Source organism: Desulfurobacterium crinifex (assembly GCF_054656775.1).
The window spans coordinates 98,753-124,994 of the sequence record NZ_BAAHXO010000001.1 but is presented as its reverse complement, the minus strand read 5'-3'; the positions used below and the strand labels follow the sequence as shown (position 1 = coordinate 124,994).

The following is a 26,242-nucleotide window of genomic DNA, read 5'->3' as shown; positions in this document are numbered from 1 at the left end:
ATTTCTATCCTATGCCAGTTTTAAGTTTCAATACCAAAATAGATTTCTTATGCCCCTTTATTTTCTACGTGATTTATTTACGGCTTTGACGAGTTTTTCAGCCTTTAAAGTTTCTATTTTAAGTAAGTGCTTAATAGCATTTAGGAACGCCAGAAAAATTTTTATTCCATTGTAACCTTCTGAGGGCCTTCAAAACCACTCTACATAGTTTGCTCAAGTTATGGTTAACTTACTTCTATTGCAGATTATAGGACCTTTTCTATTCTACATAGTTCATTTGTAATAGTCACGAATTCTATTTTCTCTATCTTCCTACTCTGAATAGTTCTTTTGCAAAAGCAAATATAGAGTGCTTCGGCTGGGCAGAAGCTTTCCTATTTTACATGATTCATTTGCAACCCTGATATCAGCTCATCCTGAAAAACCGGACAATATTCAACTGTCAAAGACCGTAATGTCTTTATCTCAGCAACTTTCTTACGCCAGCATCAGTAATACCAAACATCGATGCAACACCCACTAACGGTTTTGGTAATTTTAAAGATATAGCAAGAGAAAGGGAATCCCTACTGCCTTCTTCTCTAAATTTACCTCTTAATCTTTTAACAGACGGTATGATTCCCTTTTCTCTATCCTTCCTGAAATATTTTCTAAGGCATTCTTCTAAAACCTCTTTCTCTTTTCCAGATATAACTTTAGCAATCCAGCAATCGTAGGTTAGAGGGTACTTTTCTTTTATTCCTTCCGACGGTGGAATCTCTATTTCTGTTTCTTCTTCCAACTGCCAATCTGGAAACTTGGAAAGATCAACAAAACTCTTGTAGGCTGGAATCTCAGTAAAGAGATCATCAAAGGATAAGACTCTCCTATCGGCAATAATCACCCTTTTTTCTTCCCCATCTTTTCTTACAACCCGCCCTAATCCTTGAATCATTAGGTTTTTCGTGTCTTCTTTTACTATTGGAAAGTAATTCCTCTGCCAGTATTCTCGCTCAACTTTCACTTCTGGTTCTTCAGGTGTGGGATAAGGAACTTTAAATACGAAAAAGTCAGAGTCAACCTTCAAATTCAATCCTTCCCAGAGAGAACGGTTGCCGATTAAGATATCATAATCTCCATTTTCAAATAGATCTAAAAGCTCAGATATTCCATTCTCCCTGTTTTGTGCCAAGACTATATAGCCTTTCCTTTCAAGTTCTTCCTTCACTGCTTCTATGTCCCTAAAGGCTGATGCAAGAATAACGGCTTTCTTATCTCTTTTAAATCTCTCAAAGAGAGAAATGAAGTACTCTATAAATTCCTCTCTGCTTTCATAGGAATACTCTTTACTTCCAATAATTACATCTAAGGTTGACTTAAACCTGTAGGAGTGTTCAATTCTCTTTACTTCTTTAAATGGCTTTAAAAGTCCCTTTAGAGAAGATGGAAGAGTTGCTGACATGAAAATCACTTCTTTTGGAGAAATATTTTTTAAAATTCCATTCCACAAGCTCCACATTGCATTTGAAAACAATGTTTGATGAATTCCAAATACGGTGTTTCCATCAACTGAAGAAATTGTAGCGTAACTGCCATCGTTCAAAATACCAGCATAAAACAAAGGATCTTTTATCCTTCTCAATAGTTCTACGATTCTGCTTATTTCATCAAGAGCATTAGTTACAACAAGAGTTTTCTTTTTAAAAGCATTTTGTCTTATAGAAAGTAGTCCTTGAATTACTGCCTCAATATGCCTGTTTACTTGTTCCATAGATGGAGATAATAGTTTCAGCTTTCCACCTTTGTAAAGCCAGCAAACTTCTTTGCATGTAACTTCTGCTATTTTTTCTCCAGCTGTTTTTATCCTTTTTAGTGCTTCTTTGACCACTGTCTTCTTTGCTTCCTTTAAATTCAAAATTTCAGAAAGAAGAGAAAGGATTTCGCTAATTGACACGGAACTGAATCCCAGAACTGGAGTCCTGAGGGAGCGAATGAAAGTCTGGACTTCATCTATTACGAGAACTTTTCCACTTTCAAAGAGAGGAATGAAAGAGTTAACTTTTAACAGTGCATGGGTGCAAATTGTAAGCTGAGCAGTTCTTGAAATCTCCATAAGATAAGAGAAAGGATCAAAGGGACAGCCTTTTTCACAGCAAAGGTGTGTTTGTCTTAGTTGAGGATGACTATCTGCCCTAAAACTAAAATCTTCACAGAATTTGTAAACGTCTTCAGCAAGTACTTTTTTATTATCCCTTTCCTCCAAGTAACTCTTAACCTTCTTTCCACATAAAAGGTTTCTCCTGCCCTCAACAAATACAGCAGCTATTCCTGAATTTCTTGCCCTTTCAAGTATTTCTCTACCAAGTTTGACTGTTGGAACTGCGAGGATTATCGGCATTTCCTTTGCTTTTTCTATAGCAAATTGAGTTTTACCCCAACCGGTTGGAGCTTTAAGAATTGTTGCATTCATAACACCTCCCTAAAAGTCTAATGTTATGTATTTCCTTAATGCTTATAGCTTATGTTTTTTTTAATTAAAAATTCGGATTATATAAAACATATCATTTAGTTAGAATCATTTATATATAGTATAAACTAATACTTGACAGTTTGGAATAAAAGAATTAATTTACAAAACGAAATGGAAGTTGATATAAAGAAAGTTAGATTATCCAAGTTCAGACATTCTCAACTCTGCTCTCTCTTTTTCTGGTCTCTTTTCCTGGGTCATGTAACAGGGTGGGGGTTTTGAGGAAAAAAGCATATTAGGCTGAGAACGAAGGAGGAATTAAGTTATGAGTAGAACAAAACCCCAAGGTCCTGTTCCGCCAGGAAAAGTGACAATAGAAAGAAAGTTGTTTTTTCTGACATCACCAATTTTACCTGCGAAGGACTACCGCAGAGCTGGATTGGTGGTTATAAAGGGGCTCATACAGAAAGCTTTCCCAGAACTTTATGATAGATGGTATGAGACAGAAGAAAAAGAAAGAAAGCCATTTACTTTCCAGGTTAACTTCAAGGGAAATAGAGCAGGAGATTTCGTTATTCTGGAGAAACCTTTTACTCTTCAGGTTTCAGGGGAAGAAAAATTTCTAAACGCTATTCAGGAAGCTTTCTATTCTCTCAAGAAGACGGAAATTCCATTGAAAATAGGAGATGCCTATACCGTTTTAAGTCCCGTAGGGATGAAAACCATTGAGATTCCTGTTTTAAGCAGAGTTAGATTTTCTGATCTTCTTATTCCTTATGAAGATAAAAGTTTTCTCTCCAGGTATGGTAGATATCCTCTTTTTCAGCAGTTCATTTACTACTTTGAGGATAACGGCTTTAGCATAAAGGATGTTCTGTTTTTCAGAACTAAAACAGTCTATCACAGGTTTAAAGGAGAGCTTTACAGATTTACAGCAATAGAAACAGAGATAGAAATTGAAGCAGATGAGAAAAAACTGGTTAAGCTTTACAGATTTGGAATGGGCTGGCATAGAAGTGCTGGATTCGGTTTTCCTATTCCGGTTCTCCATGGAACAAGACAAATAGGAACCATAATTAAGGAAAACGAAAGCGAAAAATGAGTGCTAAGGAATACATTTGCTTTACGGGAATTTTTCTTCATTTAGTTAATGGAATTCTTGCATTTAGCTTTTCTTTAAAATTTTTCAGAGTAGAGGATAGTCCTGATACGTACGATATATGTGGTTATACTGTATTCTTTCTTCTTTCCTTATTTTTCTTCTTTAGCTGTTTAATATGTGCCTTTCTTTTAAAAGGAAAGGACAAGTATCTTGAGGAATTTCTCGGTAAATATCCAATAATTTCTGTTGTAGTAGGCTTCTTCTTTCTCTTAGTTGTAAGTTACTTTCACTTTTTATTTGGAGGAGAAAAATGAGTAACCCGCAAAAAAGGAGGATTAATGCTTTATATCCTCTATAACTTGATTAGAGAAAAATTTCCAGAAAAAATTGGGAATTTGGAAGTAAAGACCGAGAGAAAAGGCATTTGTCTCTTTTGCGGTAGAGAAAGACCTATTGTTTCAAAAGTAATTATCAAAAAAGTTCTTAACAGACCCAGTAACTCTGGAATTATTAAATCCATAGACAGCATTCCTGATATGTGCGTTGAATGTTTTACTGTTTTTTCAGTTGCTGGAAAAATAGCTCCCTCTAATCTTGCAAAAGAAGTTGGAGCTGAAAACAAGTTCTTTGTGGTTGCAGAAAATGAGTGGAAAGGAATAAATACTCTGGAAGATTTAGAAAGTCTGCCAAGAGGACTTTGGGCGGTATTCTTTGCAAAGGCTGGAAAAGTTCTACCGGTTTCAGAGCTTTACAAATTGGAACTTTCTCCTAATCCTGAAAAGGGGTTTATGTTGAACATTCTGGATGGGGCTAACCTGATAAAGGTTTATTTAACACCTCAGGGTATTAGAGAAGGAAAAAGTAAATGGGAAAAATATTTCAGAAAGGTTTTAAGCGTTAACACTTCAAATAAGACCAAAATGGAGGCAGGAAATGAAACAGTATAGAGTTCTGATCAGGAGGAAGGAAGGATCTCCCATTCTATATACTTCGAGGACGGAAGGAAACTTAACGCTTGTGGAAAAAGAACCTATGAACATAAGGGACAAAATTTTTGAAGTACCTGTTATAAAAGGCTCTCACTTTAGAGGAAGACTGAGAAGATTTATCGGCAAAGCAGTCTTTGAAAAGAAAGCTGAAAAGATCTCAAAACTAAAAGGGAGAGAAAAACAATCAGCTTTCACAACTGCAATACTTCTTTACTTTGGCGGTTCGGCTCTTGCGACTGATATAAACGATGGATATGAAGTGTATCAAGAACTCCTACAAATTGATCCGTTTTATAGGTATTTTGGATATATGATTCCTGACATTCCTAATACTCGTTCCGCTCTTTCCGTTGGTTTTGCACTTCCCGTAATAGAAGGAGTCACGGCTGACAAGTCCTTGATAGAGGACTTTTCTCTTAAAGCCGTTAGCCCTGATGAAGTAAGGATTGAACCTGTAGAAATAGCTGGAACGAAATTCTTTATCACAAAACCTTTTATCGCTATTGAAACAAGTAGAAAGGCAGGCATTCTTTCGGAGGCATACTCTTTAGCAGAAGAGGGATTTAAAGAAGAGCTAAAAGAAACAGAAGAAGTAATTGCTTCTTACGCTGAAAAGAGGGATGGGAAGCAAAAAAGAGATCTCGAGAACCTCTTGAACTATGAAGTTATGGCTCCAGCTTTTGACTTGATTCAGGTAATTACTTTTACTGACGATGATGAAGAAATGCAGAAAGGAATTCTCACAGGATACATAAAACTCTTTAAGCAAGAACCTTTTATTGGTGGCAGAGCAGCTGCTGGCTATGGACTTGTTGAAGAAATAACAATTCTTGATGAAGAGGGGAATAGAATAGAACCGGATGAGAAAGCGCTTGAACATTTCATTGACTCAATAGACCTGTCAAAAGTGGCAGAACTTCTGGCATTGAAAAAGAAGGAAGGAAAAAAATAGAAAACAAGAGAGAAGGGGAAAAGTAATGTGGCTGGAAGTAGTTTTGAGACCTAAAACACCTCTTATCATAGACCCGTTCGCACCTGCGGACGGGATTTTATCTTTTGCCTATGCAGTTTCTACGGGATTCAAGTATAAGAATGAAAACGGAAAAGTGAAAATTGGAAAGTTATCTCTCCCGAAGAGCCAATTTCAGTACATTCTGGAACTACCAATAGAGAAAGAAGGAATGCCAGACGGCAGTTGGTTTTACAGGATTTCGGCTCTTTTTCCGAGAGGAGAAATAAGGAAAGTTGAAACCAATATTATTCGTCGTCCAGATTACACTAACCCTTACATTAGGAAAGCAAACAAAAATTTGCAGGTAAATAAAAACACTCAGGCAGATAAAAAAGGGAAATTTAAAACTTTCAAAATACCAATAGAGGCTGTCTATTCGGAAGAATTTGTTTTCTATGCAGATGTTCCAGAAGAAAGACTTGAGGAATTTGAAGAAACTGTTTTCGTTCTTGAGAAAACAGGCATTGGAAAAAAAACAGGATTTGGATTTGGTCAAGTAGAAGTAGAAATAAGAGAAACAGAAGTGGAGATCAGAAAGTTAACTATAGAGAACAGGCTTATTCGTCCCGTTCCAATAGAATACCTTAGAAGAGAACCAGAAATAGAAATTTACAAAAGCATTTTACCACCTTATTACTTGCCTGCTGATGTAAGGGTTCTTGGGTTCGGAAGAGTAGGTCGAAAATGAAGAAATTCGATAGAAAGTGTCCATAGGAATTCTTGAAAAGGGAGTGTCCATAGAAGGTTGTGTCAAGAATTTTGTGTAAGCTGTAAAAAAAATGAATTTCCTTCTCAGGGAACGGGAGTGTCCATAGAACTGTGTAAATTCTATCATGCCTCTAACCTCTCCTCGAAAATTATTGACGGGAGTGTCCATAGAACTGTGTAAATTCTATCATGCCTCTAACCTCTCCTCGAAAATTATTGACAGCTGCCCGTAAATAATACCCCAATCCTTGATAACACTTCTGTTCCATTTTTTCGCAAGTTCCAGAGCAGCTAAATAAAGACTCTTAAGAACTGACATATCACTCGGAAATACCCTCTTTCCATCTGTTACCTTCCTGAACTTACTATTAACACTCTCTATGATGTTCGTCGTGTACATAAGTTTCCTGAGTTCAAGCGGATACTTGAAGTAAGCCATAAGCTCTTCCCAGTTGGTCCTCCAGCTTTTTATTACGTGAGGATACTTGTTTCCCCATTTCTCCTCAAACTCGTCCATCCTAAGTTCTGCTTCCTCAAGTGTAGCTGCTCCATAAACTTTCTTGAGATCTGATGATAATCCTTTTTTGTCTTTCCACGATACATATCTTAATGAGTTCCTTATCTGGTGAACTACACATTTTTGTATCTCTGCTTGAGGATATACTCCTTTTATGGCTTTTTCTATACCTGACAGATTATCCACGCTAAATATCAGAACGTCTTTGACTCCTCTACTTTTTAGGTCATTTAGTACCTTGAACCAGAAACTGGCACTTTCGCTCTCATTTATCCAGAAACCAAGGAGTTCCTTTCGTCCTTCTTTATTTACGCCTATAACTACGTAAACTGCTTTATCTACTACCTTGCCATCTTGTCGTACTTTGCAAAAGATGCAATCTATGTAGAGGATAACGTAAATTCTTTCAAGTGGTCTTGACTGCCATTCTTCTATTCTCGGAGTTAGTCTGTCGGTAATCTTTGAAATCAAAGAAGGGCTTATGTCCATTCCATACATGTCAGAGAGTAATTCCTGAACGTCTCTTACTGTCATTCCCTTTGAATATAGGGCTATTATCTTGTTCTCCAGGTCTTCAAGGACTGTCTGGCGTTTTTTGACTATTTTGGGTTCAAAATCTCCCTTTCTATCTCTTGGAGTTTCAATCTCTACTTCTCCAGCTGCGGTTTTAACAGTCTTGGAGATATAGCCGTTTCTGGAGTTGTTAGAATTAGTACGCTCATACTTTGAATAGCCAAGGAACTCTTCAAGCTCTGCTTCTAAGGCTTCTTTTAATGTTTGTTGGATGAGCTTTTTAAGATCATCCTTAATGAGTTCTGGATCATATTTCCTTTTCATGTGTCCACCCTCCTTTAGGTTTAATTTTTACACACTTGGGTGGACACTCCCTCAGGGAACAGCACTTGAGTACCCAAACTTCCAAAAGATTGAAAGTGAAACTACAGGTGGCTTTCTAATTATATACATCAATCAACTTCTCTACTGCTTCTTCCATCAAAATATCAGCTACCTTCGAATAAACCATCGTTGTAGCAGGACTTGAATGTCCAAGAAGTTTCTGGATAACCTGAACAGGTACTCCTTTAGCCGTTAATTGAGTAGCAAAGAAGTGTCTTAACCGATGAGGATAAACGTTTGGATCTCCACATTTTTTTCCATAGTTTTTAAGAAACTTCCTTATAGAATTCTCGTGTAGATTTAACGGAAATAACCTATCTTTCCTCTCCCACAGCCAATTTCCATATTCTCCAGCTATTGGGACTATCCTGTCTTTCCTACCTTTTCCTTCCCTAATAATAACTTTAACCTTACTTCCCTCTTTAACAATATCCGATGGCAGAAGCTGTAAAGCTTCCTGAATCCTCAGACCTGCTAAACCTAAAAGAATCAGAACTGCTTTTCTGTATGGAAATTCTTTTTCTTCTTCCTCAGCTAATTTCATCATCTTCCAGAAAACTTCTTCAGATATTGGATTAGGAAGTTTCTGCTTTCCCTTTGGACGGGCATAGGAAGGAACTTCAGGAAAAGGAATATCAAGGTCTGAAAGGAATTTCCTGAAATTTGTGAGTGCAGCTGCAGTTTGCTCTCTGACTGATTCAGAAGGCAATCTTCTGATAAACTCCCCCAGGTATTCTTTTCTCAGCTCCTCTGGATAATAGTCTCCATATTCCGAAAAAAAATCTTGAAGCCTTCTTTCGTAGCTTTTTACTGTTTTCATACTGAGGGAAAGAGGAGCGTTGAGTTTCCATTTTTCAAAGAGTTCTTTAAGAGTTATTTTTTCTTTTAGCATGTTTCCCTTAATCCTAAACTAATCTCAGGAGTATTTTTGTTTTCAATGTTTGCATTTTTTCAATAAAGCCTCGTCAAAAGTTTCCAGGGAGTAGCCTTTCTCTGCTTTAAAAGCGCAGAGTAGAGCATCAACAAAACTCAAGTTCGTCTCCTTGTAGATAGATATGGCTCTCTTTATAATTTCTCCATCCTGAATCTTGCAGTTTCTTAACTGTATGAAAAATTCCAGGACTGATGCAATTTCATCTCTCGGAACTTTGTAAACCTTCTGAAGTACAAATACAACTTCTGCAATGACGGATTGAGGAATAAAAATCATAGTTTTTCCATTCATAGTTTCAGTGATTATTTTCTCAGCCTTTGCGTATAGCTCTTCAACATCTCTTAATAGGTATCTTAATATTACATTAGTGTCAACTACTCTCACCTTTTGTGAACCCTTCTTCAATGGCCTTTTCCTCTAATTCTTTGATTTCATCATGAGACTTATTTTTAAAGGCATACTTACTGAGAGTTCCGCCTATGCCATAAACTGGTTTTAGTATTACAGCATTTTCTCTAAATTCAATAGAAACAAGATTCGTTTTGAGGCGTTTTCTGATGTGAGCCGGTATGGTAATTTGTCCTTTTGAAGTAATCTTTGCTATGCTCATCTTACCACCTGAAATAAGGTTACTACTAATTTGCATCTTACAAATGGAGTTTTCAAGTTTTTATCTTTCAGCATGTCTGCCATCATCCTGCTTGTTTTCCCAGTTCTTCACTTTTAATGCTCGTAATAGTTCTTCAGGAGAAAACACAGGAATTTCTGAAGCAGAAAAGTCTTTATGATTTCTTGTAACAACACAACTACATCCAGAATGTAGAGCTGATGCATACACAACAGCATCTTCAAAATCTCTAAATTCCAAAGTTCTGGCGGTCTCTATAACAACTCTGTTTACAGATGCAACTTCGAGAAGGTTAAGAAGCAGATCTATACATTCATCAGCTTTCTTTCGGTCAAGAGCTTTATTTACAAGGTAGTAAATAGTGGTTATTGTAGTTGCACATACAAGTCCGATAATTTCTCCTTTTTCAACTTTGGAAAGTAGCTTTGATGCTGATTCGGAAAACGGTCGGCGTTCAAGAAGAACATCCAGAATGACGTTTGTATCAAACAAGACTCTCATAGATATTTCTCTTCGAGAAAGTTTTTGTAATCAGCTTCATCAACATTTGAGCCTTTTAACAAACCTTTAAGTTTTCTTACAGTAGGAGTAACTTCTTCTTTTTCTTCTGAAAGAATTCTAAAAAACTTCTCAACCATTTGAGAAACCGATTCTCCCCTTCTTGCAGAGTATTCTTTAGCCCTTTCTATAACATTCTTATCTAATCTGAGAGTCAGCTTCGTTTTCAAAGTTCCTCCTGCCGTATTGATACTTTGAAATATATACGTCCTTCTTTGTGAAACAAGTTTATGTCTTTTATGATTCGAAGATTTTCTGAAAATTCTCTTTATCCCTCAGACTTTTTAGTTAGCAAAGGTGTAGATAATATCCATTATCTACACCCTTATTTTATAGTGGAATGAGGGGTCTGTCAAGTTTATTTTCTCTGTAAATATTTTGTAGTTACGATAAAACTGAATAAATTATTTATTGGAAATAAAGGAATAATGTTAAATGTATCTTTGTAGTTGAAGAATAAAAACAAGAAATATAAAATTAGACTAACAGTCAAATTTTAAATTCGGGAGGTTCTAATGGAGTGTCTGATTCCTTTATCAGTGCTTGCTAAACTACAGAGATACGGTATCAAGCCTCATAAACCTTACAACGATGCAAAGAAGCTTTTACCTGAGAAATACGAGCTGTCTATTGTGGAGGATCAGGAGGTAGGTAAGGCAATCAGGATAGAAGAAGATGACGAATTGCTCAGATTCTTTTCTTACTTCGTAGAGGAACTTCTTGGTAGAGGAGAAGTTGTAGGACAGAGGGTAACCTACGAGGGAGTGCCGTTTGAAAAGTATGAAGCTCTTATAGAAAGAGTAATTGAATTGGAAAAGGATAATTCTGCTAATTGGGAAAAACTTGTAAACTGTGAAAAGCTTACCAAAGTCCTGGAAAAAGATCTTGAAACCTGCAGAAAAGAAAATGAGTCTCTGAAAGCAGAAGTAGAAGAATTACAGTCTAAGTTGAAGTCTTTAGAAGAAGAAAAGCGTAAACAGGAAATCCTTGAGCAGATTAATAAATTAAAAGAAGTAGCAGCCAATTTACCAAAGGGAAGTCCTGAAAGAACTGCCGTTGAGGAAGCTGTTAAGGCACTGGAGAAGCAGATTTGAACACTTGTTTTAGGGCTTTACGAAGAAAGATAGTAGCTAATTACGTTATGGAGTGTATTAGCTACCGACTACTTCTAAATTGAAAGTTTGAGGTAGTAAGTGGTTGGGGGAGACGATTCTTGAAATTTTCTAGGAAATTCAGAAAAGGTTCAGAAAAGAGGATTATCCGGTTAGGCTGGATATAAAAGCGTTAGAAGTGGCTGTTCTTGGAATTAATGTCTTGTTAGAAGCTCCTTGGGAATGGGAGTTAAGAAAAGGGATAAATAGCATTATTCAGGGGGCTTTAAGAAAGAACAATCTTGTGGCTTACCTTGAATGGAAATGGAATAACTGAGAAATTGTCAGGAATGTATCTTAAAAATAATTTCAAACTAAAAACATTTTGAGGGAGTTACCACGATGGAAAGGGTATCTCCAGCTCAAAATGAAAGTTTTCATTTGTGGCAGGTGTTCACAAAAAAAGTAGATGAGAATCAACAGTTTCAAAAGGATGTTCAAAGGGATGTTCAGAAAGAAGAAAGAAATATTCAGGTGGAGTTAGGGAAAAGTGAGGAAATAGTCAAGAAAAAGCGAGAAATGGAAATTGATATTGAGGTTGCTAAACTAAGAATGATAGACATAAAGGTAAAGGCTCATGAACTTGCTCACTCTACTGTAGGTGGTCAGTATGCAGGTGCTCCCCACTATCAGTTTGTTCTGGGACCTGATGGAAAACTTTATGCTGTTGCTGGAGATGTTCCTATAGACGTTTCTCCTGAAGATACTCCTGAAAAAACCATAAGAAAAATGCAACAGGTGATAGCTGCTGCTCTTGCTCCTGCTGATCCATCTCCTCAGGATATTCAGGTTGCTTCTATAGCTGCAAAAATTTTGGCAGAAGCTATTTCTGAGCTGAGTAGAAGCAAGGAAGAAGAACTTAATGGCTCGAAAAAAGAAGGAAGCGATAAAAATGAGGGTGTTAAAGATAAGGAAAATAACAAGTTACAATGGGAAATAAAAAGATTGTAAGAATTTATCAACCTTCCCAGAAATCATCTATCGCATGCTTGTAGATGCTAATTCCCTTTTTTCTATCATCTGGATCAAACAGACGATAGCAAAAAGGTACATAAGACCTCTTTTTCTCAAATACTCCTGTTATCTCTCTGCCATCTTTTAGTGCAAATGTTAAGACTTTCTTCTTATCATTTCTGAGTTCTTCTTTAAGCAAGGCACTTATTTCTTTAGCCCATTCTCTCCATGCTCCAGCTTCTACTATATCGTAGAGATCTCTCTCTATTATTAGCTGTTTAGAATAAGGAGAGAAAATTGTATGGGCAGAAATGAACAGTTTGAATTTAACCTCATAAATATGTGAGATTCCTGATTTTCCTTTTCTATTCTCTTTTTGAGCTTTCTCCTTTCTGTGGAGAATAAAAAAGTAAGGATACTCCTTAACCAGAGTCCATTTCTGATATCCTTTCTCTCCAAAAGGATAGATATAGATACTTTTTCCCTCAAAATTTTTCTTTGAAATACCTGCTGGCAACTCTGGAAGAATCTCCTTGAAAAACTTGACAGCATTAGTTCCAGTAAACTCAAGTTTGTTCACTTCTCTGAGTTTCACTTTAATCTTGTTCAGCTCCAGAAGTCTATCCTGCATGGAAAAATCAACAACTCTTGCATTGACTACTTTTTTATCAAGATTTAAATGAGCATCAAAAAAGATTTTTTTCTCTTTCAATAACTGGTAGAACTTTTCATCAATATCACTTTTATTCTCTGCCATTTAATACTTCTCCAATAATCAGTTAGTTTCTTTAGACTAAGAAATCCATTCACCCCCTTTCTACTATCTTTTCCACCATCTACTTAACACACTGTAAACCTTACGAGAATAGCTCTTATTAAGCTCAGGAGTGCAGGAATGATAGCACCCTACAGCTTTCCAGTTATATCCATATTTTGCTATACATTTATTCAAAATCCAAGCTCCGATATGAATGTTTAAGCACGGATCCTCCAGTAATTCCTTTTCTCCTATTCCATACTTTTTAAGTTCTTTCAACCAGATGGTATTAATCTGCATAAGCCCTAAATCTTTTGTTCCATTACGATTGTGATTTATCGCCTTTGGATTCATCCCGGACTCTACTTCTGCAATGGCTTTCAAAATTAAAGGAGAAACTCCGTAATAGATTCCTGCATGTAAGAAACAAGCTTCTAAATCCTGAGCATTAACCTGAAGAGTTAGGGCTGTGAAGAAGATACTACAGAGAAAGCCTCCTCTCCAGAGCTTTCGCATACTCTCTCGGAGGGTAGATAATCTCCCTTCTCTGTTCACTCCCCGGCCTCACTGCAGCATTGGAAATTGCATTTCCGAGTTCATTAAAGATTACTACATATCCTCTTAGATAACTTCTAAATCTTAAGGATTCCATAGCCAAATTCAAGAAGCAAGGAGTTGAGGTAAACCGTAAAATAGTCAAGCCCTACATACAATACGAAAAACTTATTCCAATACCTATTTAGAATTATCCATATATCCCCTTTTATAAAGGGGATGACAAGGAATTTTTAGACGTGTGATTCGTAAATTTCCCTAACCTTCTTTGCGAAAAGAGAACTCTATTTCGGTTTTGGTATTGGTCTTTATATTCAGGAAGCTTCTACAGTTAATTACGAGAAAGACCTCTGAAGGAAAGTAAATCAATAGATTGTAGTGATATGATAAAGAAAGATTTCATTCACCCATTGGTTCACTTTAATCCTGTGGAGATTTTTGCAAGTAAAAGAGAAAAGGTGTAACATTTTATTTGTTCATGAAAGGGGAACATATCGCTATGGAATTCCAGTCTTATTTCAGTCCTTTTGAGTTGGTTTCACGTGAATACCATTCCGATGAGAGAATAAAAGGAGTTAAAAGACAGATATCGAACTGCCTATCTGGATGTCATCTTTGGGAATTTCTGCTTCTTACAGAAATTGATGACGATAGAACTGTATATTGCTCATTATAAAGACCTTGAAGTAATTCGGGGAGGAGGGCAATGAAACTTATACCAAACCGAAGCACCCTTTCGGAGGACGTGTATTTGGCTGTTAGGAGTGTTCTATTCGGATTGAGCAGTAGGCAGATACTCAGCCTTCTTTTTGCTGGAGAACTTTCCATTAGCGATACCTATAACTTCTGTACTCTTAAGCTCCTCGATTTCGACCAGGAAAACGGAAATGTCACTATAGAGCTTTCTGGTTGGATAGAAGGTAGGGAAGTAAAACCTACTGCTCTGAAGTGTGAAGTAGTTTAAGGTTTATACCTATATTAAAGTGCTAACAGATGAATGAACTGCTCAGAGCAGAAAAATCAGATATTCAACGCTTACAAACTTGGAAATGTTGAGATAATACGAAACCATCAGTGGTAAAAGAAGCCAGAGTAACAGGGAACCTGAAGAGCTCTTGGGAAAGCTCCGGGAAGGAAATGGCCTTGTAATTTCAGAGCTTTCCCGTATTGGACATTCCTTGCTGTAGATAGTGGAGTATTCATTCCATCGTGTAAATGAATAAAACTCCACGTATGAAAAATAAGTGGATCCTTATTTTTCCCTAAGTTTCTTTAGAACCTGCTTTGTTATTTCTTTAAATGTTTCAAGAACACCTACACCTTTGATAGCTACAGCTTCAAACTCGGGACAGTTCCATCGGTTAAGTTCTTTCCTGAGAACTTCTACAGGTAGGGCACTCGGAAGATCCCTTTTGTTGTACTGAAATACAACAGGAATCTCCTCTATGCTTATTTTGTAGTCTTTCAGGTTTTCTATCATATCATCTAAGGTGTCAAGATTTGCATCGTGTCTTTCTTCCTGAGAATCTGCAACAAAAACAATTCCATCTACTCCTTTAAGTATGAGTTTCCTGCTTGCTTGATAAATGATCTGCCCGGGTGTGGTATATAGATGGAATCTGACCTTAAATCCATTTACGTTTGATATTTCTATTGGTGCAAAGTCAAAAAAGAGCGTTCTTTCCGTTTCTGTAGCAAGAGTTACCAATTCCCCTCTATTTTCCGGCTTAACGTGGTCATAGATCCACTTAACGTTGACTGTTTTTCCACTTAGTCCTGGTCCGTAATATACTACCTTACAGTTAATTTCCTTAGTTGCAAAGTTTATGAATGACATGACCTCTCCTATTCAAATAGAGAATCTAAGTCGACTTCTTCTACATTGATATTTTTGGGAAGAGTTGTTTCGTTTCTTGTTCTTTCTTCAATCCTCTTTATCAGCTTTTTTATTTCAGGATAAAACTTTCTAATCTTTACTCTTATTATGCCGAGATTTGAATGTTCCTTGTTGAAAATCGACACCAGTATATATTTTCCATCTAAAAGAATCATGTAAATGCCTTCTTCTTCCGTTTCCGTGAACATGTGATTTAGATCCTTGTCTCCTAACAGTTTTGAGAGTGCCTCAGAAGCTGCAACATTTCCTGCTGTTAGTGATGCAAAGGTAATGTCATCTGAAGAGAATGCTGGAGATTCACTTCGACTGATTAATTGACCGGATTTATCGATGAGTATGACTATTTTAGATTTGCTTTCTTTTGCAAGTTCAGTAAATAACCGTCGTAGTTCCTTATCTTCTTCAGGTGTGATATTCAGCATTCTTCTTCCCCCACTGTTTCATGAAACTATTAAATTAGCTTCTGAATTGTAATCTATTTTTAGTTAAAGTTGGGGGTTTTCCAGTTTTAAAATTTTTACCTCCTGAAAAAGCCTCTATTGTGGCTTTCTGTTCATCTGCTGGTTTCATTCCTTCTCATCTCCTTAAATGCTCTGAAAAGAGCTCTCTCTTCTGCTTCTTTGAATCTTCTCGTGGCATTTTTGATTACTTCATTGATTCCTTTTCTCATTACCTCTTCCTGTGGGACGAAGATACCACTGTACCACTCGTCTAAATCATTTTTTCGTGTAAAGGGAAAGGTGGAAATATCTCCGAGTTCCTCTTCAAACAACTCCATAAAATCAGCCCCAGTTTCTTCTTCAACATTGATTGGAATTACCGTCATATAACATATGATGAAAACATTCTCGCTCTTTTCGTCCAGAATTAACTGTCTCTTTTCACCATTAACCCAACCTTCCCACAGAGTTTCTTTCCATTTTCCTATCTCTATACATTTGAAACCTTCCTGGAGTAAGATTCTCTTTATAGGAGAACTGGTAAGTACCTCGTTTTCTGTTTTCAGCCTGATATTTCTGTGAATGGCGTAAAAACGGACTCCTAAAAGATGAAAAATTTTCAGTCCTTCAAAAATTTCATCAAATCTAAACCCCGAAGATAAGTACCTTTCTACTAATTCTGAGTCAAAGGCCTCAGCTAATTTCCTTTGAATGTCATCTTCAAACAGAGCGTCTGATGATGAAACTATCGGCCTTTTGAAAATTACTCCACATTTACACTTGCCAAGGGCAGCATCAAATATGTTTATTTTGGTGCCACAGAAAGGACATTTAACGAAACTTGTCTCCATAGACTTTATTATTCTTCTTACTTTCCTTTCAACTTCCTGAATACTCCTTCCATTAATAAAGCAAACTCCGAGAGGATACAGTCCGAGTTTAACAACAAGCCTTCCTGAGAAATTTGCATCGAAAAGTTCAAAATCCACATAAGGATAATTCCTTTCAAGGCGTTTCACCATATTTACTGCCAGATTCCATGCACTTATCTTTCTATTTCCTCGTTCTCTTTTTCCCTTATTACGCTTTCTTTTGCCCATTAAAGCTCCGTTTACATACTTAACAAATACTAAAGCCTCCTTAAGAATTCTCAACCTTACACTGAAAGATACTTAATATCGGGCAACTCCTGAGCTGGATTTTTGTCTTCTTTATATTTTTTGTTAACTCTTCAGAAGTCTTTTCCAGTTTCTCATCTACCTTTATGGTGAAAGTTTTCATAACTTTGCTCTTAAGGTATCGCATTCACTATAACTTAAAGTATTCTTTTCCTTAGAATAGTCAATTAATACTGGAACGGAGATGAATTTTAGTTTACGAAGGTGAACGGCACTAAAATAGAAGAAAGCTCAGAAAAATTAATAATGTCTTTGAAGCAGGCAAACCCTGTTAATTTGTTTCTCCGTTCAAAAGTTCTTTTAAAAAAGAGTTTCAGGAGGACATTGAAAAGGTTATGAATTGCGTTGAGATATAGAAGTGTACACTTGAAGTTAAGGTTCACAAAGAGATAAAATTAGTAAAGGATGAAATAATAAATGGTTGTAAACTTAATAGAGGAGGGAGTAGTATGACAAAAGCTGAACTCATTTCAGCAATTGCGGAAACAGCAGGTATTAGAAAGAAAGACGCTGAGGCTTTTCTGAACGCATTTACTGAAGTTGTTACAGAAGCTCTCAAGAAGAAAGAAAAGATAGAAATCAGGAACTTTGGAACTTTCTTTATGAAAGAGAAAGCCAAGAGAGTTGCAAGGAACCCAAGAACAGGAAAGAAAGTTAAGGTTCCTGCCAAAATTTCTCCGGCTTTTAAGCCTGGTAAAAAATTGAAGGATATTGAGAAGATTATAGAGTAGTTCTCCCCTTTACCCCATTCTTTAATCTCCAGGAAGAACCCGCCTTTGGGCGGGACTTTTTTTGTTGAATCATATTCAAAACAAGAGGTTTTGATGAGGAGAGCAATAACAGTTGAAAAAGGAATATGCATGAGAAGCCTTAAGGAGTTATGGCATGGTAAATTTCCACTATGATGAAACTTGTGATGTAGTATTTTTTTCCTGGGGAAATGAGAATGATACTTACGATGGAAGTGAAGATTTCTGGGATATAAAGATAATCCTTGACTTTTCAACTGATAACAAAGTTATCGGAATAGAAATTTTTAACTGGAGCAAATTGAAGAAATATTTCTCTTCAGAAGAAAGGAAATTAGTTGTAATCTTTGATAATGGTAAGGTAGGAAGAGTTGAAAAGTTTGAGAACGGTGTTCTTTTCTTGCAAGACGATAATCGTCCCCTAAGATTGGAGCTTTTTAAGCCAGACAATGAACTATTGAAGAAGTTAAATGTAGATAGAGTAGTCAGCAGAGAACTGGAGTAACAAAAATGAATCCAAGCTATAGAGGGAGAAAAAATGGAAAAATTTGAGGTTTTCTTGTTTCTCTTAGGAATCGTATCCATTGCGATAATCGTGTTAGCTTTCTTTGTTCCACTCTTTCTTCTCGGCATCTATAGGAACGTAAAAGAAACCAGGAAACTCATTGAAGAACTCTTAAAAGAGGTTAGAAGAGTGAGTGGTTCAGATGAAGCTAAGGGAAATGAAATTTCTATCTTGGATGAAGATCATAATTCAGCAAAGCTTCACGAGATATTTTTAAGTCTTGATGCAGCTGGATCTACTGTGACAGATGATAGAACAGAAGAGGAAAAGACTTAAAAATGTTGAAATGTTGAAAAATAGGAAAATAAAAAAACTAAAAGGTAAGAAAATAAGAAGCATCTGGCTGCCTGAGAAAATCTCAGTTATCCTACCTGTAGCCTTTCCTGTATTAAAACGCTGCATTATTCTGGATTGGCTGAGAAATTATGTTACTAAATAAACTTTTTATCTGAAATTACTGCATTACTGCTTGGAGAGAATGGAAAGTTTCTTTATGGGTTTAAAGTCTTGGTCTAAATACCTGTTCTGAGCATATATTTAAGCTATATAGTTATCTGGTTATATGGTTTTACTATTACTTTAATGCTTCTTTAAATCTGAAGAAACAATAATTTTGTTTATTGTCTTTGTTTCATATTGTAAAATTGTAAATAAAATTCGATATTGATTTGGAGAAGCGTTTGATGTCTGTAGATTTAAGTAAACCAATAGAGATAGCAGAAGATATTTTCTGGATAGGTTATGTTGTTCCCAATGACCCCTTCCAGTGCCACGTATACCTCATAAGGAATGGAGAGGAGAGCATTTTAATTGATCCGGGAAGCATGATTACTTTTCCTGTCGTTTTAGAAAAGCTGTTTCAGGTTACACCTCTTAGAAACATAAAATACATAATAGTGCATCACCAAGACCCTGATATTGTAGGCTGCTATTCAACCTTAGAATCAATATTCCCGAAAGGTGAAAGATTCATCGTTACCCATTGGAGAACAGAAACTCTTTTAAAGCATTATCAGTGGAAAACTCCTTTTTATTTGATAAATGAACATGACTGGAAGCTAAAAGCTGGAGATAGAGAATTTGAGTTTGTTTTTACTCCTTATGCCCATTTTCCGGGAGCGTTCTGCACGTTTGACAAGAATACGAAAACCCTATTTTCAAGCGACATTTTTGGAGCCATATCGGACAAATTTCTCCTTTTTGCTGAAGATGATGAAGATTATTACAGAGGAGTTGAGCTTTTCCATAAACATTACATGCCAAGCAGACTGATTCTTAACTATGCACTGGACAGGATAGAAGAGAAAAATCCAGAGTTAATAGCACCTCAGCACGGAAGCATTATCAAGAAGGAAATGATAAAACTGATAATTAATCGATTAAGGCTTCTTGACTGCGGACTTTACATGCTTGACGATAAAGAGAGTAACGTTCTCCTTCTGAATAAGCTTGATGAGATTCTTAAAAGACTGTTCAAGTCTGTTATCTCGTCTTCAGATTTTAACGTGATTGCTGAAAAGCTATACAAGAATATTAAGCGAGAAATACCGGCTGTTGAAAAAATTGTCATTACTGGAAGAGCCAAACCATTACCACAAAAAGAAATGTTGATTTTGGAAGTGGATGAGAGAGGAGTTGAAGAGGAATTCGTATCTGGAAGAGTAAATGTAAAAGGGTTTGCTTATAAAGAAGACTTAGAAACGGAAGAATCAAGAATAGGAAGTATTTACATCTTTGCTGATCGACTATCCAGAAGAGATTTAGAGTTCTTTCGTTTACTCTTCAAGCATATTAAGTATGCACTGGCAGTAAGTTTTGAAAGGGAAATAAGCTATGAAGTACTTGAAAGAGAAAAAGAGGAGCTTGAGGAACAGGTAGTCATAGATCCTTTAACCAAACTGCATAATAGAAACTATCTTTTTGACTACTTGAGAAAGATTGTGAAGAAATCCATCATACACAATTTCCCGGTTTCGCTGGCTGTCATAGATATAGACCACTATAAGAAGGTGAATGACACTTATGGACATTTGGTAGGAGATTGCGTTCTAAGAGAGCTTGCCGGCATATTAAAGAAAACGTTTAGAAGTTCGGATTGCGTAGCCAGGTACGGAGGAGAAGAATTTGTTGTAGTTTTGCCGTTCTCACGATTGAAAGACGCCTGCAGAAAGCTGGAAGAACTCAGGAGGAAAGTGGAAAAACATAGGTTCTGTAAAGAGAGGAAACTTAAGCTAACAATTAGTGCAGGAGTTGCAGAGTATAAGAAAGGAATGTCAATAAAGGACTTCCTGAGAAAGGCAGATGAGAACCTTTATAGAGCGAAGAATACTGGTAGGAATAGGGTGGTTTGTGGATAACTTTTGTGGATAACTATGTCGATATTTGTCAGCGGAAATAGTGTCTGTACAGATAACCATTTCTTTTTGCTGTGCAGTAATAGAAATGATAGTTTCTTTTACAAGTCCTTCTGTTTGAATTTGAAAGTGAGGAAGTTGGAAGTGCTTTCCAGCTTTTGGTAATCAATAAGGAGTTTTGTTCCCCTGAGCTTTGCGAGTTCTGTGTAATCTTCTATCTTCGAAGGTGATTTGTGGTCATTTAGGACTGACTGGTAGTAGAAAATACCTTTATTCTTTGCCGCAATCACGAGAATTTCCAGTAGTTCTTTATTTGTTCTGAAAAATGTGTAGATACCAGCCTCGGCTTTCCTTCTTGCATCTGGAAGTCTTCTTTCATCAGCAAGGTTTAGCTCTACGAGTTCAGGTTCAGAAATGAATCTAATAAGGTTAAAAGTTTTGAAAGCCTTTTTTGTTTCTGGAGAATTTTTATCTGTAACGGCTATTATTAGTTTGGAAAATAACGGCAAAACGCCGTGCTTGTATTGAACTGATACTGAAAAGTTATCATCCGACAATTCAAGCAGTTTCCCTTGAAAGAGTTCCTTGATTCTTTCTATCTCATTCATTTCTATTTTCTCAACAGTCATTTCTCTAACTCTAAATACTGGCCGAATAACTAAGTATAATACATTTAGCGGTGGTGAAAGCCAGAAAGTCGCCCTGGCTGGCTGGGTGATTCCTCCCAAAGTGGGGGATTCATTCTATGGAGGGGGTGGGCGTCCTCCCACCACCGCTCCTTTATTATTTCTTTAACGTTCAGAAAAGAACGGATCCTCTATAGCGTTTATAACGTTTTATTACCCCATCATAAAGGGACAGGAAAAAAGTTTCTCTCCCCTCTCTCGAGGAGAGGATACGGAGTCTATAAGAGTAACTATGAGTCTACAGATTCTCCCTGAAGGGAACAGACTTAAGGTATTGTAAAAAAATCTCCTTCCCCGAAAGAAAAGAAGGAGGTACTATGAGGAAGGGGGGAAGGAGAAAGAAAAGAGAGAGATGGAATGTATTGGAAATTCCTGTCTATTTGTTCTCATCTTTTTGCTATGCCTCCCATAAATCGTCAATTGCGTGTTTGTAAATGCTGATGCTCTCCTTGTATTCTGGATCGTGGGGTGCGAACAATCTGTAAATGAATTTGATGTTCCAGGATTTATTTCGATTGAAGACTCCTGTTATTTCTCTTCCGTCTTTCAGGGCGAAAGTGATGAGCTTTTCTTTTTCTTTTCCCATGATTTCTTTTAAGAGTTTTCCAATCTCCTTTGCTTCTTTTCTCCATTCTCCAGCTACTATCTGGTCATAGAGTTCTTCTGTCTCTTTTATAAATTTTTCCGGGTACGGGTTAAATAGACTGAAAGCAGAAGTAAAGAGCTTGTATTTTATGATAAAGGAGTGGAATGTCTTCCTGGTTCTCCCAAACTTTTTTGTGATTGTTTTGTGGAGAATGAAAAAGTAAGGATAATCTCTTACTAATTTAGCTTTAAGGAATCCTCTTTCTCCAAAAGGATAGATAACTATGTTTTTGCCTTTAAAGAGTTGAAGAGAGCTGCTTTCTGGTAAGTACGGAACTACTTCCTTGAAGAACCTGACCGCATTTTTCCCTGTAATTTCAATCTGATTAATTTCCGGTAGTTTGACTTCTTTTAGACCGTTAAGAACAATTCTTCTATCCGGTATAGAATAGGAAAGAAGCGTAACGTTTTTCCTTTTTTCTCCTAAACCAATTTTGATGTCGAAAGGTATTTTTAGCTTGCGTAGGAGTTTACAGGTAATTTCATCTGGCTGGATTTCTTGATTTAAAGCGTTGATCTGCATTTCCTGATTCATAATCCCCCTCCTTTAATAATTGGATTTTTAAAGAACTTCACAGCTGTAACCTGATGCTCCACTTGCATTACAAAAAATTCCTCTCCCCTCGGAAGAGGGGAGGAGCTGAGGGAATTTGTATTATTGGGGAGGAGGTAAAAGAACGGAAAGCTTGCAGATAAGGAATGGCCATGCTCTTTCATATGCAGAACTTTCCTGATTTTTTTGTGAGTTTCCATGTTCTCTATATTCTGGAAGCGGGAAGAATTTGTCTGGTCAGTTTTCCCTTTGATACCGAGATGATAAGTACCGCTGTGCACAGCATTTGCCTCTCTTTCTTCAATGTTTCTCAGAATTGGTGAATATGAACTTTCTTAGAATTTCAGAAGCAACCTCTTTTCCACCTATTCCAAAGGCAAGGGCAAAAGCAAGTCCAGCTCCGAGGGAGATTGATAGAACAACAATTTCAATAATCTTAGGGGATATTCCTATATATGGAAGGGAAAGGAAAACAGAAGCTGAAATGAATGCTGCTTTTGCAACCTTTCCAAGATTCCGATTTTCTACTCTTCTCTCAATAAGATTTCCAAAGTAAATACCTGCAAAAACAATGGAAGAAGCGACTACTAATTTAAAGGCTATGTGAATAAACTGGTAGGTAACCTCATAGAGAGCTTTCGCTTCAAGATAGTTAAAAGCCTGGGCAAGTCCAAGAAGAACGGCAAAAGAGAGAATTAGATATTTAATTAGTTCTCCAAATTTAAGCTTCTCAGAAGATATTCCTACTTCCCTGGTAAATTCTTCAATGTTGAGTTCACTGACAACTTTTGCTGCTATCTCTGCAGCTATCTTTCCAATGTAGTAAATGCTTCCAAACACAATAACTGCAGCAACTACCTTGGGAATTGCAATTAGAATTGAATTTATCATGTTGATGGCAGGTTCAGTTATCACCTTAATTTGGAGAGCATTTAAAGAAGCAACCGTTACAAAAAGAAGAACTATGAGATAAACAATATTTGCTCCTGTATCTCCCATGTTTTCAATTCCATACTTTCTACCTAAGCCTTCAACCTGAAAGGTTTCAAGAAGTGACCTGGTAAATTCCCTTGCAACTCTTGCGAAGAAGAAACCAACAAGGAATATTACTCCAGCTCCGATAATGTTCGGTATGTAGATAGCTATTTTGTTGAGAAGATCTACGAAAGGTTGGGTCACATATTTCAATCCAAGAGCTTCAAGAACGGCTACAATTGTTACAAGGAGAATAAAGTAATAAACAAGATTCCCTGCACTTTCAGAAAGTTCCTTGTGCTTCTCTAATACTTTAAACTTCCTGCATATACTTGTTACTGCTGCTCTGGATATTTTCGATACTATCCAGCCTATTATAAAGATAGCGGTAGCTTTCACTACCATTGCAGCATACGGTATCAAAGCCGTGCTTCCCATGTTCCACCTCCTTTTTCTTATTGTTTTTTCACTATTATAAAAAAACACAATAAGGAAACTAAATTTAGTCTAAAATTCCGGTAAAGCAACTCCTTTACTGTTCCGGTTTCATCATTTGATTAATCTCGAGTTCACTGTACCTAAAGTGTTTATAGAAGTTTCTTTCGATGCAGGATGCTGTTTGTTATCCTCTAAGTTAAAATATTACTTTAGATTACTTGACATAATATTTTATCAAATATAAATTACTTTACTAATAGATTATTTAGATTACTAATCTTGATTAGGAGGATAAGTGAATTCATTAGAACTAAGAGAGATACAGGCACTCAACACCTTGGTTTTTGAAACCTTAGGAGAACCAGAAAGTGAACGGCAGTTCAAGTTTAAGGCTTTCAAGAAATGGGGATTGGATCTGCTCCTTGGTAGAAAGGACGGAAAAGAAACTTTCTTCGTTGCAGAGTATGGTAAACGAAAGGAAGGAGAGGTTTACAGAGAAGAGGGTATCGAGTATGAGGTTAGTAAGGTTTTTCATGAAATGCCCAAAAATAAAAAGCTTTTTGCTCACATAGAAATGGAAGAGGGTAGAGCATATCTGGTCGGAGAACTCCGTGAGGAAAATCAGAACATAGAAATCTTGAGACTTCCTGCAGCGTCTTTATTACTGGCTTACTTCAAAAAGCACAAACTCTTTCACCTTATAGAAGCTCTCAGAAATGTAGGAACAGCTGCAGAACTTGTTAAGCAGAGAGGACAGGAGGGTAAGCCATATCCCTTTGAAAAGCTGCCAAATACAGCAAGAAGGTTTCTAAGAGAAGCCAAAAAGATTGAAAAGAAAGCTGGTTTTGGGAGGGTCGCCCTCGCCTACTTCGGGGAAAACAAAGATGGTGATGCCCGCTTCAGGGTATCGTGGCTTCTGCCAACGATAGCCCTTTTCGAAATCGATATTGCCGAGAAGGCTGATAAAACACTCGCAGCCTTTAAGTAAGTAGGGAGGGAGGAAATGGAGCTTTTAATGTGGACGCCGGTCATATTTACCAAAAACGGTTTTCCCCGTGACGAGGAGGGCAGACCCTTCCTTCCCGGCAATGCCATAAAAGAAGCAATAACAAGTGCAGTTATCTACTACTACGTTAAGAAAGACAGGGAAATAGAGAGCAAAGTTAAAAGCTACCTTCTGAAAAAAGAGCTGAAGCCAGATAAGCTCGTAGAGGATATAAAAGCAATCATTCAGGATAAGTATCCTGTCCTAAAAGAGCTGGAAGTACCTGAAAGGATAGCTCTTTCAAACGGTGAAGTTCACGAAACAACGGCAGAAGTCTTTGATCTCAAAAGGCGAGAAATTGTTGAAACCTTTAGAGTTGAAGTTTTCAAAGGAACAGTAGAACTGGCAATTCGCTCTCCTAATCTGGATAAGTTGCGAGCTGCCGGACATTCCTTCTGCGGGGCTCTGTGCCGCATGGAGATGTCCATGTTGAGAGATCATCCTCTTACTGAGAATTTCTACAAACCTCTGCTCAATGAGATGAAGAAGTGGGAAATACCCTTGAGAATAGGAATGTGGACAGAAGTCAAATTCAGGGGGAATCTCCTCTTTTTCTGGAGAATAAAGGAAGTAAGAAAAAAGCTAATGAACGAACTGAAAGCGGACATAAGACCCAGAAGGGTCATTTACCTGCCGGGAGAGAATTGTACAGCTGGATGGTGTGAACTGAAAGTTTAGTTCTTTTAAAGAAAAACTAAAACGAAGGAGGTGGGAAATGCTGAAGAAGCTGCTCAAGAAGGATGACAAAAAGATGGCTGAGCTTAACAGGGAACTGAGAAGTTACATTACTCAGATTGAGGCTCTGAGGGTAGAAATTGCAAACATTGACGTCCTGGTATCCGAGTACAGGACAACAATAACGACTCTCAAGAACCTTAAAGGTCTTGGAGCTGGAAAGGAAGTGCTTCTTCCTGTTGGAAGAATTGCCCAGGTTGGAGCAAAGCTTGAAGAGGTGGACAAGATTGTCATCAACATTGGAAGTGGTATTTCTGTTGAACTTCCATTCGATGAAGCTATACAGCAAATAGAAAAGGAAATTACTGTCCTGCTGGTTCTCAGAGAAGCTCTTGAGAAAGCGATGGTTAACCTTTATGCAAAAGTTGAGGAGCTGACTGAAAGGATTAGAGAACACGGCCACTCAGAAGTTTCTCAGGATATGGACGAAGAAAATGAGTCCGGGGATGAGGGAGAAAAGAAGTGAGAAAGGAGCTACATAGGGGAATAGAGAGTGTAGTTAAGTTGAGAGAAAAATCTGCGAATAGAAGAGAAACGTTTATGAAAAGAGAAGCAAGGAGTATTCCCAACAAAACGGAATTATTCAGCGAAGAGCAATTGATGAACTTTCTTCAGAAGCTTCCTGCTGAAAGGAAGATTTTTTATCAATTTGGAAACTTAATGGTTGAGGTTACGAAAGAAGAAGCTATTGAGTTGCTTAAGCTGGAACTTCTAAAGAAAGGAGAGAAGTGAACAATTCAAGGAGGGAGGGGGGAAACAAATCCAGAAGAA

General features: G+C 37.1%; 32 protein-coding genes. 15 read left to right on the top strand and 17 right to left on the bottom strand.

Going from position 1 to position 26,242, the window contains the following annotated elements; translation table 11 throughout:
• Positions 1–460: 460 nt before the first annotated feature.
• Positions 461–2,449: a helicase C-terminal domain-containing protein gene (locus ACYQ3A_RS00715; RefSeq protein ID WP_459894584.1), complete on the bottom strand. Its 1,989-nt coding sequence runs from the start codon at positions 2,447–2,449 to the stop codon at positions 461–463.
• 325 nt (positions 2,450–2,774) lie between these two features.
• Between ACYQ3A_RS00715 and ACYQ3A_RS00710 the strand changes: the two genes are divergently transcribed.
• From ACYQ3A_RS00710 to ACYQ3A_RS00695, 4 genes are all read left to right on the top strand, one after another.
• Positions 2,775–3,551 (top strand): hypothetical protein, encoded by a 777-nt coding sequence (locus ACYQ3A_RS00710; RefSeq protein WP_459894581.1) that lies wholly within the window; start codon positions 2,775–2,777, stop codon positions 3,549–3,551.
• A 338-nt stretch (positions 3,552–3,889) separates the two neighbouring features.
• The gene (locus tag ACYQ3A_RS00705; protein WP_459894578.1) at positions 3,890–4,498 is read left to right on the top strand and encodes a hypothetical protein; all 609 of its coding nucleotides are present in this window, start codon (positions 3,890–3,892) and stop codon (positions 4,496–4,498) included.
• Positions 4,485–5,492, top strand: coding sequence for an RAMP superfamily CRISPR-associated protein (locus ACYQ3A_RS00700; protein ID WP_459894575.1), 1,008 nt, complete (start codon positions 4,485–4,487; stop codon positions 5,490–5,492). The genes ACYQ3A_RS00705 and ACYQ3A_RS00700 overlap by 14 nt, the downstream gene beginning before the upstream one ends.
• Positions 5,493–5,517: 25 nt before the next feature.
• Positions 5,518–6,240 (top strand): RAMP superfamily CRISPR-associated protein, encoded by a 723-nt coding sequence (locus ACYQ3A_RS00695; RefSeq protein WP_459894572.1) that lies wholly within the window; start codon positions 5,518–5,520, stop codon positions 6,238–6,240.
• A gap of 207 nt (positions 6,241–6,447) precedes the next feature.
• Here ACYQ3A_RS00695 and ACYQ3A_RS00690 read toward each other — a convergent pair whose 3' ends face one another.
• The 6 genes from ACYQ3A_RS00690 to ACYQ3A_RS00665 all read right to left on the bottom strand — a co-directional run bounded on the left by ACYQ3A_RS00690 (position 6,448) and on the right by ACYQ3A_RS00665 (position 9,964).
• A complete protein-coding gene (locus ACYQ3A_RS00690) occupies positions 6,448–7,614 on the bottom strand; it encodes an IS256 family transposase (protein ID WP_459894569.1) in 1,167 nt (388 codons plus the stop codon).
• A gap of 115 nt (positions 7,615–7,729) precedes the next feature.
• Positions 7,730–8,566, bottom strand: a complete 837-nt coding sequence (locus tag ACYQ3A_RS00685) for a tyrosine-type recombinase/integrase (protein WP_459894567.1) — start codon at positions 8,564–8,566, stop codon at positions 7,730–7,732.
• Positions 8,567–8,608: 42 nt separating this feature from the next.
• Entirely contained in the window at positions 8,609–8,992 is a 384-nt protein-coding gene (locus ACYQ3A_RS00680) for a type II toxin-antitoxin system VapC family toxin (RefSeq protein WP_459894564.1), read from the bottom strand.
• On the bottom strand, positions 8,979–9,218 hold the full coding sequence (locus ACYQ3A_RS00675; protein ID WP_459894561.1) for an AbrB/MazE/SpoVT family DNA-binding domain-containing protein: 240 nt from the start codon (positions 9,216–9,218) through the stop codon (positions 8,979–8,981). The genes ACYQ3A_RS00680 and ACYQ3A_RS00675 overlap by 14 nt, the downstream gene beginning before the upstream one ends.
• Positions 9,219–9,278: 60 nt before the next feature.
• Positions 9,279–9,737, bottom strand: coding sequence for a type II toxin-antitoxin system VapC family toxin (locus tag ACYQ3A_RS00670; protein ID WP_459894558.1), 459 nt, complete (start codon positions 9,735–9,737; stop codon positions 9,279–9,281).
• Positions 9,734–9,964, bottom strand: coding sequence for a DUF6364 family protein (locus tag ACYQ3A_RS00665; RefSeq protein WP_459894556.1), 231 nt, complete (start codon positions 9,962–9,964; stop codon positions 9,734–9,736). The genes ACYQ3A_RS00670 and ACYQ3A_RS00665 overlap by 4 nt, the downstream gene beginning before the upstream one ends.
• A gap of 345 nt (positions 9,965–10,309) precedes the next feature.
• On the opposite strand from ACYQ3A_RS00665, the gene ACYQ3A_RS00660 reads away from it, so the two are divergent.
• Complete coding sequence (locus ACYQ3A_RS00660) at positions 10,310–10,888, top strand: hypothetical protein (protein WP_459894554.1); 579 nt, start codon at positions 10,310–10,312, stop codon at positions 10,886–10,888.
• A gap of 399 nt (positions 10,889–11,287) precedes the next feature.
• Positions 11,288–11,896, top strand: a complete 609-nt coding sequence (locus ACYQ3A_RS00655; protein WP_459894551.1) for a putative metalloprotease CJM1_0395 family protein — start codon at positions 11,288–11,290, stop codon at positions 11,894–11,896.
• 7 nt (positions 11,897–11,903) lie between these two features.
• On the opposite strand, the gene ACYQ3A_RS00650 is transcribed toward ACYQ3A_RS00655, so the two are convergent.
• On the bottom strand, positions 11,904–12,656 hold the full coding sequence (locus ACYQ3A_RS00650) for a hypothetical protein (RefSeq protein WP_459894548.1): 753 nt from the start codon (positions 12,654–12,656) through the stop codon (positions 11,904–11,906).
• A 63-nt stretch (positions 12,657–12,719) separates the two neighbouring features.
• Entirely contained in the window at positions 12,720–13,172 is a 453-nt protein-coding gene (locus ACYQ3A_RS00645) for a lytic transglycosylase domain-containing protein (protein WP_459894546.1), read from the bottom strand.
• A 790-nt stretch (positions 13,173–13,962) separates the two neighbouring features.
• On the opposite strand from ACYQ3A_RS00645, the gene ACYQ3A_RS00640 reads away from it, so the two are divergent.
• Positions 13,963–14,175 (top strand): hypothetical protein, encoded by a 213-nt coding sequence (locus ACYQ3A_RS00640; RefSeq protein WP_459894545.1) that lies wholly within the window; start codon positions 13,963–13,965, stop codon positions 14,173–14,175.
• A 288-nt stretch (positions 14,176–14,463) separates the two neighbouring features.
• Here the strand turns inward: ACYQ3A_RS00640 and ACYQ3A_RS00635 are convergent, their stop codons facing one another.
• The 4 genes from ACYQ3A_RS00635 to ACYQ3A_RS00620 form a co-directional block, all read right to left on the bottom strand.
• Positions 14,464–15,048, bottom strand: coding sequence for a GTP-binding protein (locus ACYQ3A_RS00635; protein WP_459894542.1), 585 nt, complete (start codon positions 15,046–15,048; stop codon positions 14,464–14,466).
• An 8-nt stretch (positions 15,049–15,056) separates the two neighbouring features.
• Positions 15,057–15,530 (bottom strand): roadblock/LC7 domain-containing protein, encoded by a 474-nt coding sequence (locus ACYQ3A_RS00630; protein WP_459894539.1) that lies wholly within the window; start codon positions 15,528–15,530, stop codon positions 15,057–15,059.
• 131 nt (positions 15,531–15,661) lie between these two features.
• On the bottom strand, positions 15,662–16,648 hold the full coding sequence (locus ACYQ3A_RS00625) for a hypothetical protein (RefSeq protein WP_459894537.1): 987 nt from the start codon (positions 16,646–16,648) through the stop codon (positions 15,662–15,664).
• A gap of 40 nt (positions 16,649–16,688) precedes the next feature.
• Positions 16,689–16,829 (bottom strand): hypothetical protein, encoded by a 141-nt coding sequence (locus ACYQ3A_RS00620; RefSeq protein ID WP_459894535.1) that lies wholly within the window; start codon positions 16,827–16,829, stop codon positions 16,689–16,691.
• 346 nt (positions 16,830–17,175) lie between these two features.
• Here ACYQ3A_RS00620 and ACYQ3A_RS00615 point away from each other — a divergent pair, with 346 nt between their 5' ends.
• The 4 genes from ACYQ3A_RS00615 to ACYQ3A_RS00600 all read left to right on the top strand — a co-directional run bounded on the left by ACYQ3A_RS00615 (position 17,176) and on the right by ACYQ3A_RS00600 (position 20,397).
• Positions 17,176–17,457 carry an HU family DNA-binding protein gene (locus ACYQ3A_RS00615; RefSeq protein WP_459894533.1) on the top strand — a complete coding sequence of 94 codons (282 nt, stop codon included), beginning with the start codon at positions 17,176–17,178 and terminating at the stop codon, positions 17,455–17,457.
• Positions 17,458–17,611: 154 nt separating this feature from the next.
• Entirely contained in the window at positions 17,612–17,980 is a 369-nt protein-coding gene (locus ACYQ3A_RS00610) for a DUF2283 domain-containing protein (RefSeq protein WP_459894531.1), read from the top strand.
• Positions 17,981–18,013: 33 nt separating this feature from the next.
• A complete protein-coding gene (locus ACYQ3A_RS00605; RefSeq protein ID WP_459894529.1) occupies positions 18,014–18,316 on the top strand; it encodes a hypothetical protein in 303 nt (100 codons plus the stop codon).
• 407 nt (positions 18,317–18,723) lie between these two features.
• Positions 18,724–20,397, top strand: coding sequence for an oxygen-binding di-iron domain-containing protein (locus ACYQ3A_RS00600; RefSeq protein ID WP_459894527.1), 1,674 nt, complete (start codon positions 18,724–18,726; stop codon positions 20,395–20,397).
• Positions 20,398–20,495: 98 nt separating this feature from the next.
• On the opposite strand, the gene ACYQ3A_RS00595 is transcribed toward ACYQ3A_RS00600, so the two are convergent.
• The 4 genes from ACYQ3A_RS00595 to ACYQ3A_RS00580 all read right to left on the bottom strand — a co-directional run bounded on the left by ACYQ3A_RS00595 (position 20,496) and on the right by ACYQ3A_RS00580 (position 23,691).
• The gene (locus ACYQ3A_RS00595) at positions 20,496–21,023 is read right to left on the bottom strand and encodes a hypothetical protein (RefSeq protein ID WP_459894525.1); all 528 of its coding nucleotides are present in this window, start codon (positions 21,021–21,023) and stop codon (positions 20,496–20,498) included.
• A gap of 454 nt (positions 21,024–21,477) precedes the next feature.
• Positions 21,478–22,260, bottom strand: a complete 783-nt coding sequence (locus tag ACYQ3A_RS00590) for a hypothetical protein (RefSeq protein WP_459894523.1) — start codon at positions 22,258–22,260, stop codon at positions 21,478–21,480.
• Positions 22,257–22,478, bottom strand: coding sequence for a hypothetical protein (locus tag ACYQ3A_RS00585; RefSeq protein ID WP_459894520.1), 222 nt, complete (start codon positions 22,476–22,478; stop codon positions 22,257–22,259). The genes ACYQ3A_RS00590 and ACYQ3A_RS00585 overlap by 4 nt, the downstream gene beginning before the upstream one ends.
• Before the next feature lie 100 nt (positions 22,479–22,578).
• Positions 22,579–23,691 carry a mechanosensitive ion channel gene (locus tag ACYQ3A_RS00580; protein ID WP_459894518.1) on the bottom strand — a complete coding sequence of 371 codons (1,113 nt, stop codon included), beginning with the start codon at positions 23,689–23,691 and terminating at the stop codon, positions 22,579–22,581.
• Between the two features lie 295 nt (positions 23,692–23,986).
• On the opposite strand from ACYQ3A_RS00580, the gene ACYQ3A_RS00575 reads away from it, so the two are divergent.
• From ACYQ3A_RS00575 to ACYQ3A_RS00560, 4 genes are read left to right on the top strand one after another with little or no spacing between them, the layout of a single operon-like run.
• Positions 23,987–24,679, top strand: a complete 693-nt coding sequence (locus ACYQ3A_RS00575; RefSeq protein ID WP_459894516.1) for a TIGR00703 family protein — start codon at positions 23,987–23,989, stop codon at positions 24,677–24,679.
• A gap of 15 nt (positions 24,680–24,694) precedes the next feature.
• Positions 24,695–25,414 carry a hypothetical protein gene (locus ACYQ3A_RS00570; protein WP_459894513.1) on the top strand — a complete coding sequence of 240 codons (720 nt, stop codon included), beginning with the start codon at positions 24,695–24,697 and terminating at the stop codon, positions 25,412–25,414.
• 37 nt (positions 25,415–25,451) lie between these two features.
• On the top strand, positions 25,452–25,937 hold the full coding sequence (gene pfdA / locus ACYQ3A_RS00565) for a prefoldin subunit alpha (protein WP_459894510.1): 486 nt from the start codon (positions 25,452–25,454) through the stop codon (positions 25,935–25,937).
• Positions 25,934–26,203, top strand: coding sequence for a hypothetical protein (locus ACYQ3A_RS00560; protein ID WP_459894508.1), 270 nt, complete (start codon positions 25,934–25,936; stop codon positions 26,201–26,203). The genes pfdA and ACYQ3A_RS00560 overlap by 4 nt, the downstream gene beginning before the upstream one ends.
• Positions 26,204–26,242 lie beyond the last annotated feature (39 nt).

Bases quoted from the DNA above. Each gene is read 5' to 3' on its own strand.
- ACYQ3A_RS00715 (WP_459894584.1), bottom strand. From the start codon at position 2,449: ATGAATGCAACAATTCTTAAAGCTCCAACCGGTTGGGGTAAAACTCAA.
- ACYQ3A_RS00710 (WP_459894581.1), top strand. From the start codon at position 2,775: ATGAGTAGAACAAAACCCCAAGGTCCTGTTCCGCCAGGAAAAGTGACA.
- ACYQ3A_RS00705 (WP_459894578.1), top strand. From the start codon at position 3,890: ATGCTTTATATCCTCTATAACTTGATTAGAGAAAAATTTCCAGAAAAA.
- ACYQ3A_RS00700 (WP_459894575.1), top strand. From the start codon at position 4,485: ATGAAACAGTATAGAGTTCTGATCAGGAGGAAGGAAGGATCTCCCATT.
- ACYQ3A_RS00695 (WP_459894572.1), top strand. From the start codon at position 5,518: ATGTGGCTGGAAGTAGTTTTGAGACCTAAAACACCTCTTATCATAGAC.
- ACYQ3A_RS00690 (WP_459894569.1), bottom strand. From the start codon at position 7,614: ATGAAAAGGAAATATGATCCAGAACTCATTAAGGATGATCTTAAAAAG.
- ACYQ3A_RS00685 (WP_459894567.1), bottom strand. From the start codon at position 8,566: ATGCTAAAAGAAAAAATAACTCTTAAAGAACTCTTTGAAAAATGGAAA.
- ACYQ3A_RS00675 (WP_459894561.1), bottom strand. From the start codon at position 9,218: ATGAGCATAGCAAAGATTACTTCAAAAGGACAAATTACCATACCGGCT.
- ACYQ3A_RS00670 (WP_459894558.1), bottom strand. From the start codon at position 9,737: ATGAGAGTCTTGTTTGATACAAACGTCATTCTGGATGTTCTTCTTGAA.
- ACYQ3A_RS00660 (WP_459894554.1), top strand. From the start codon at position 10,310: ATGGAGTGTCTGATTCCTTTATCAGTGCTTGCTAAACTACAGAGATAC.
- ACYQ3A_RS00655 (WP_459894551.1), top strand. From the start codon at position 11,288: ATGGAAAGGGTATCTCCAGCTCAAAATGAAAGTTTTCATTTGTGGCAG.
- ACYQ3A_RS00650 (WP_459894548.1), bottom strand. From the start codon at position 12,656: ATGGCAGAGAATAAAAGTGATATTGATGAAAAGTTCTACCAGTTATTG.
- ACYQ3A_RS00645 (WP_459894546.1), bottom strand. From the start codon at position 13,172: ATGCGAAAGCTCTGGAGAGGAGGCTTTCTCTGTAGTATCTTCTTCACA.
- ACYQ3A_RS00635 (WP_459894542.1), bottom strand. From the start codon at position 15,048: ATGTCATTCATAAACTTTGCAACTAAGGAAATTAACTGTAAGGTAGTA.
- ACYQ3A_RS00630 (WP_459894539.1), bottom strand. From the start codon at position 15,530: ATGCTGAATATCACACCTGAAGAAGATAAGGAACTACGACGGTTATTT.
- ACYQ3A_RS00625 (WP_459894537.1), bottom strand. From the start codon at position 16,648: ATGGGCAAAAGAAAGCGTAATAAGGGAAAAAGAGAACGAGGAAATAGA.
- ACYQ3A_RS00620 (WP_459894535.1), bottom strand. From the start codon at position 16,829: ATGAAAACTTTCACCATAAAGGTAGATGAGAAACTGGAAAAGACTTCT.
- ACYQ3A_RS00615 (WP_459894533.1), top strand. From the start codon at position 17,176: ATGACAAAAGCTGAACTCATTTCAGCAATTGCGGAAACAGCAGGTATT.
- ACYQ3A_RS00610 (WP_459894531.1), top strand. From the start codon at position 17,612: ATGGTAAATTTCCACTATGATGAAACTTGTGATGTAGTATTTTTTTCC.
- ACYQ3A_RS00605 (WP_459894529.1), top strand. From the start codon at position 18,014: ATGGAAAAATTTGAGGTTTTCTTGTTTCTCTTAGGAATCGTATCCATT.
- ACYQ3A_RS00600 (WP_459894527.1), top strand. From the start codon at position 18,724: ATGTCTGTAGATTTAAGTAAACCAATAGAGATAGCAGAAGATATTTTC.
- ACYQ3A_RS00595 (WP_459894525.1), bottom strand. From the start codon at position 21,023: ATGACTGTTGAGAAAATAGAAATGAATGAGATAGAAAGAATCAAGGAA.
- ACYQ3A_RS00590 (WP_459894523.1), bottom strand. From the start codon at position 22,260: ATGAATCAGGAAATGCAGATCAACGCTTTAAATCAAGAAATCCAGCCA.
- ACYQ3A_RS00585 (WP_459894520.1), bottom strand. From the start codon at position 22,478: ATGGAAACTCACAAAAAAATCAGGAAAGTTCTGCATATGAAAGAGCAT.
- ACYQ3A_RS00580 (WP_459894518.1), bottom strand. From the start codon at position 23,691: ATGGGAAGCACGGCTTTGATACCGTATGCTGCAATGGTAGTGAAAGCT.
- ACYQ3A_RS00570 (WP_459894513.1), top strand. From the start codon at position 24,695: ATGGAGCTTTTAATGTGGACGCCGGTCATATTTACCAAAAACGGTTTT.
- pfdA (WP_459894510.1), top strand. From the start codon at position 25,452: ATGCTGAAGAAGCTGCTCAAGAAGGATGACAAAAAGATGGCTGAGCTT.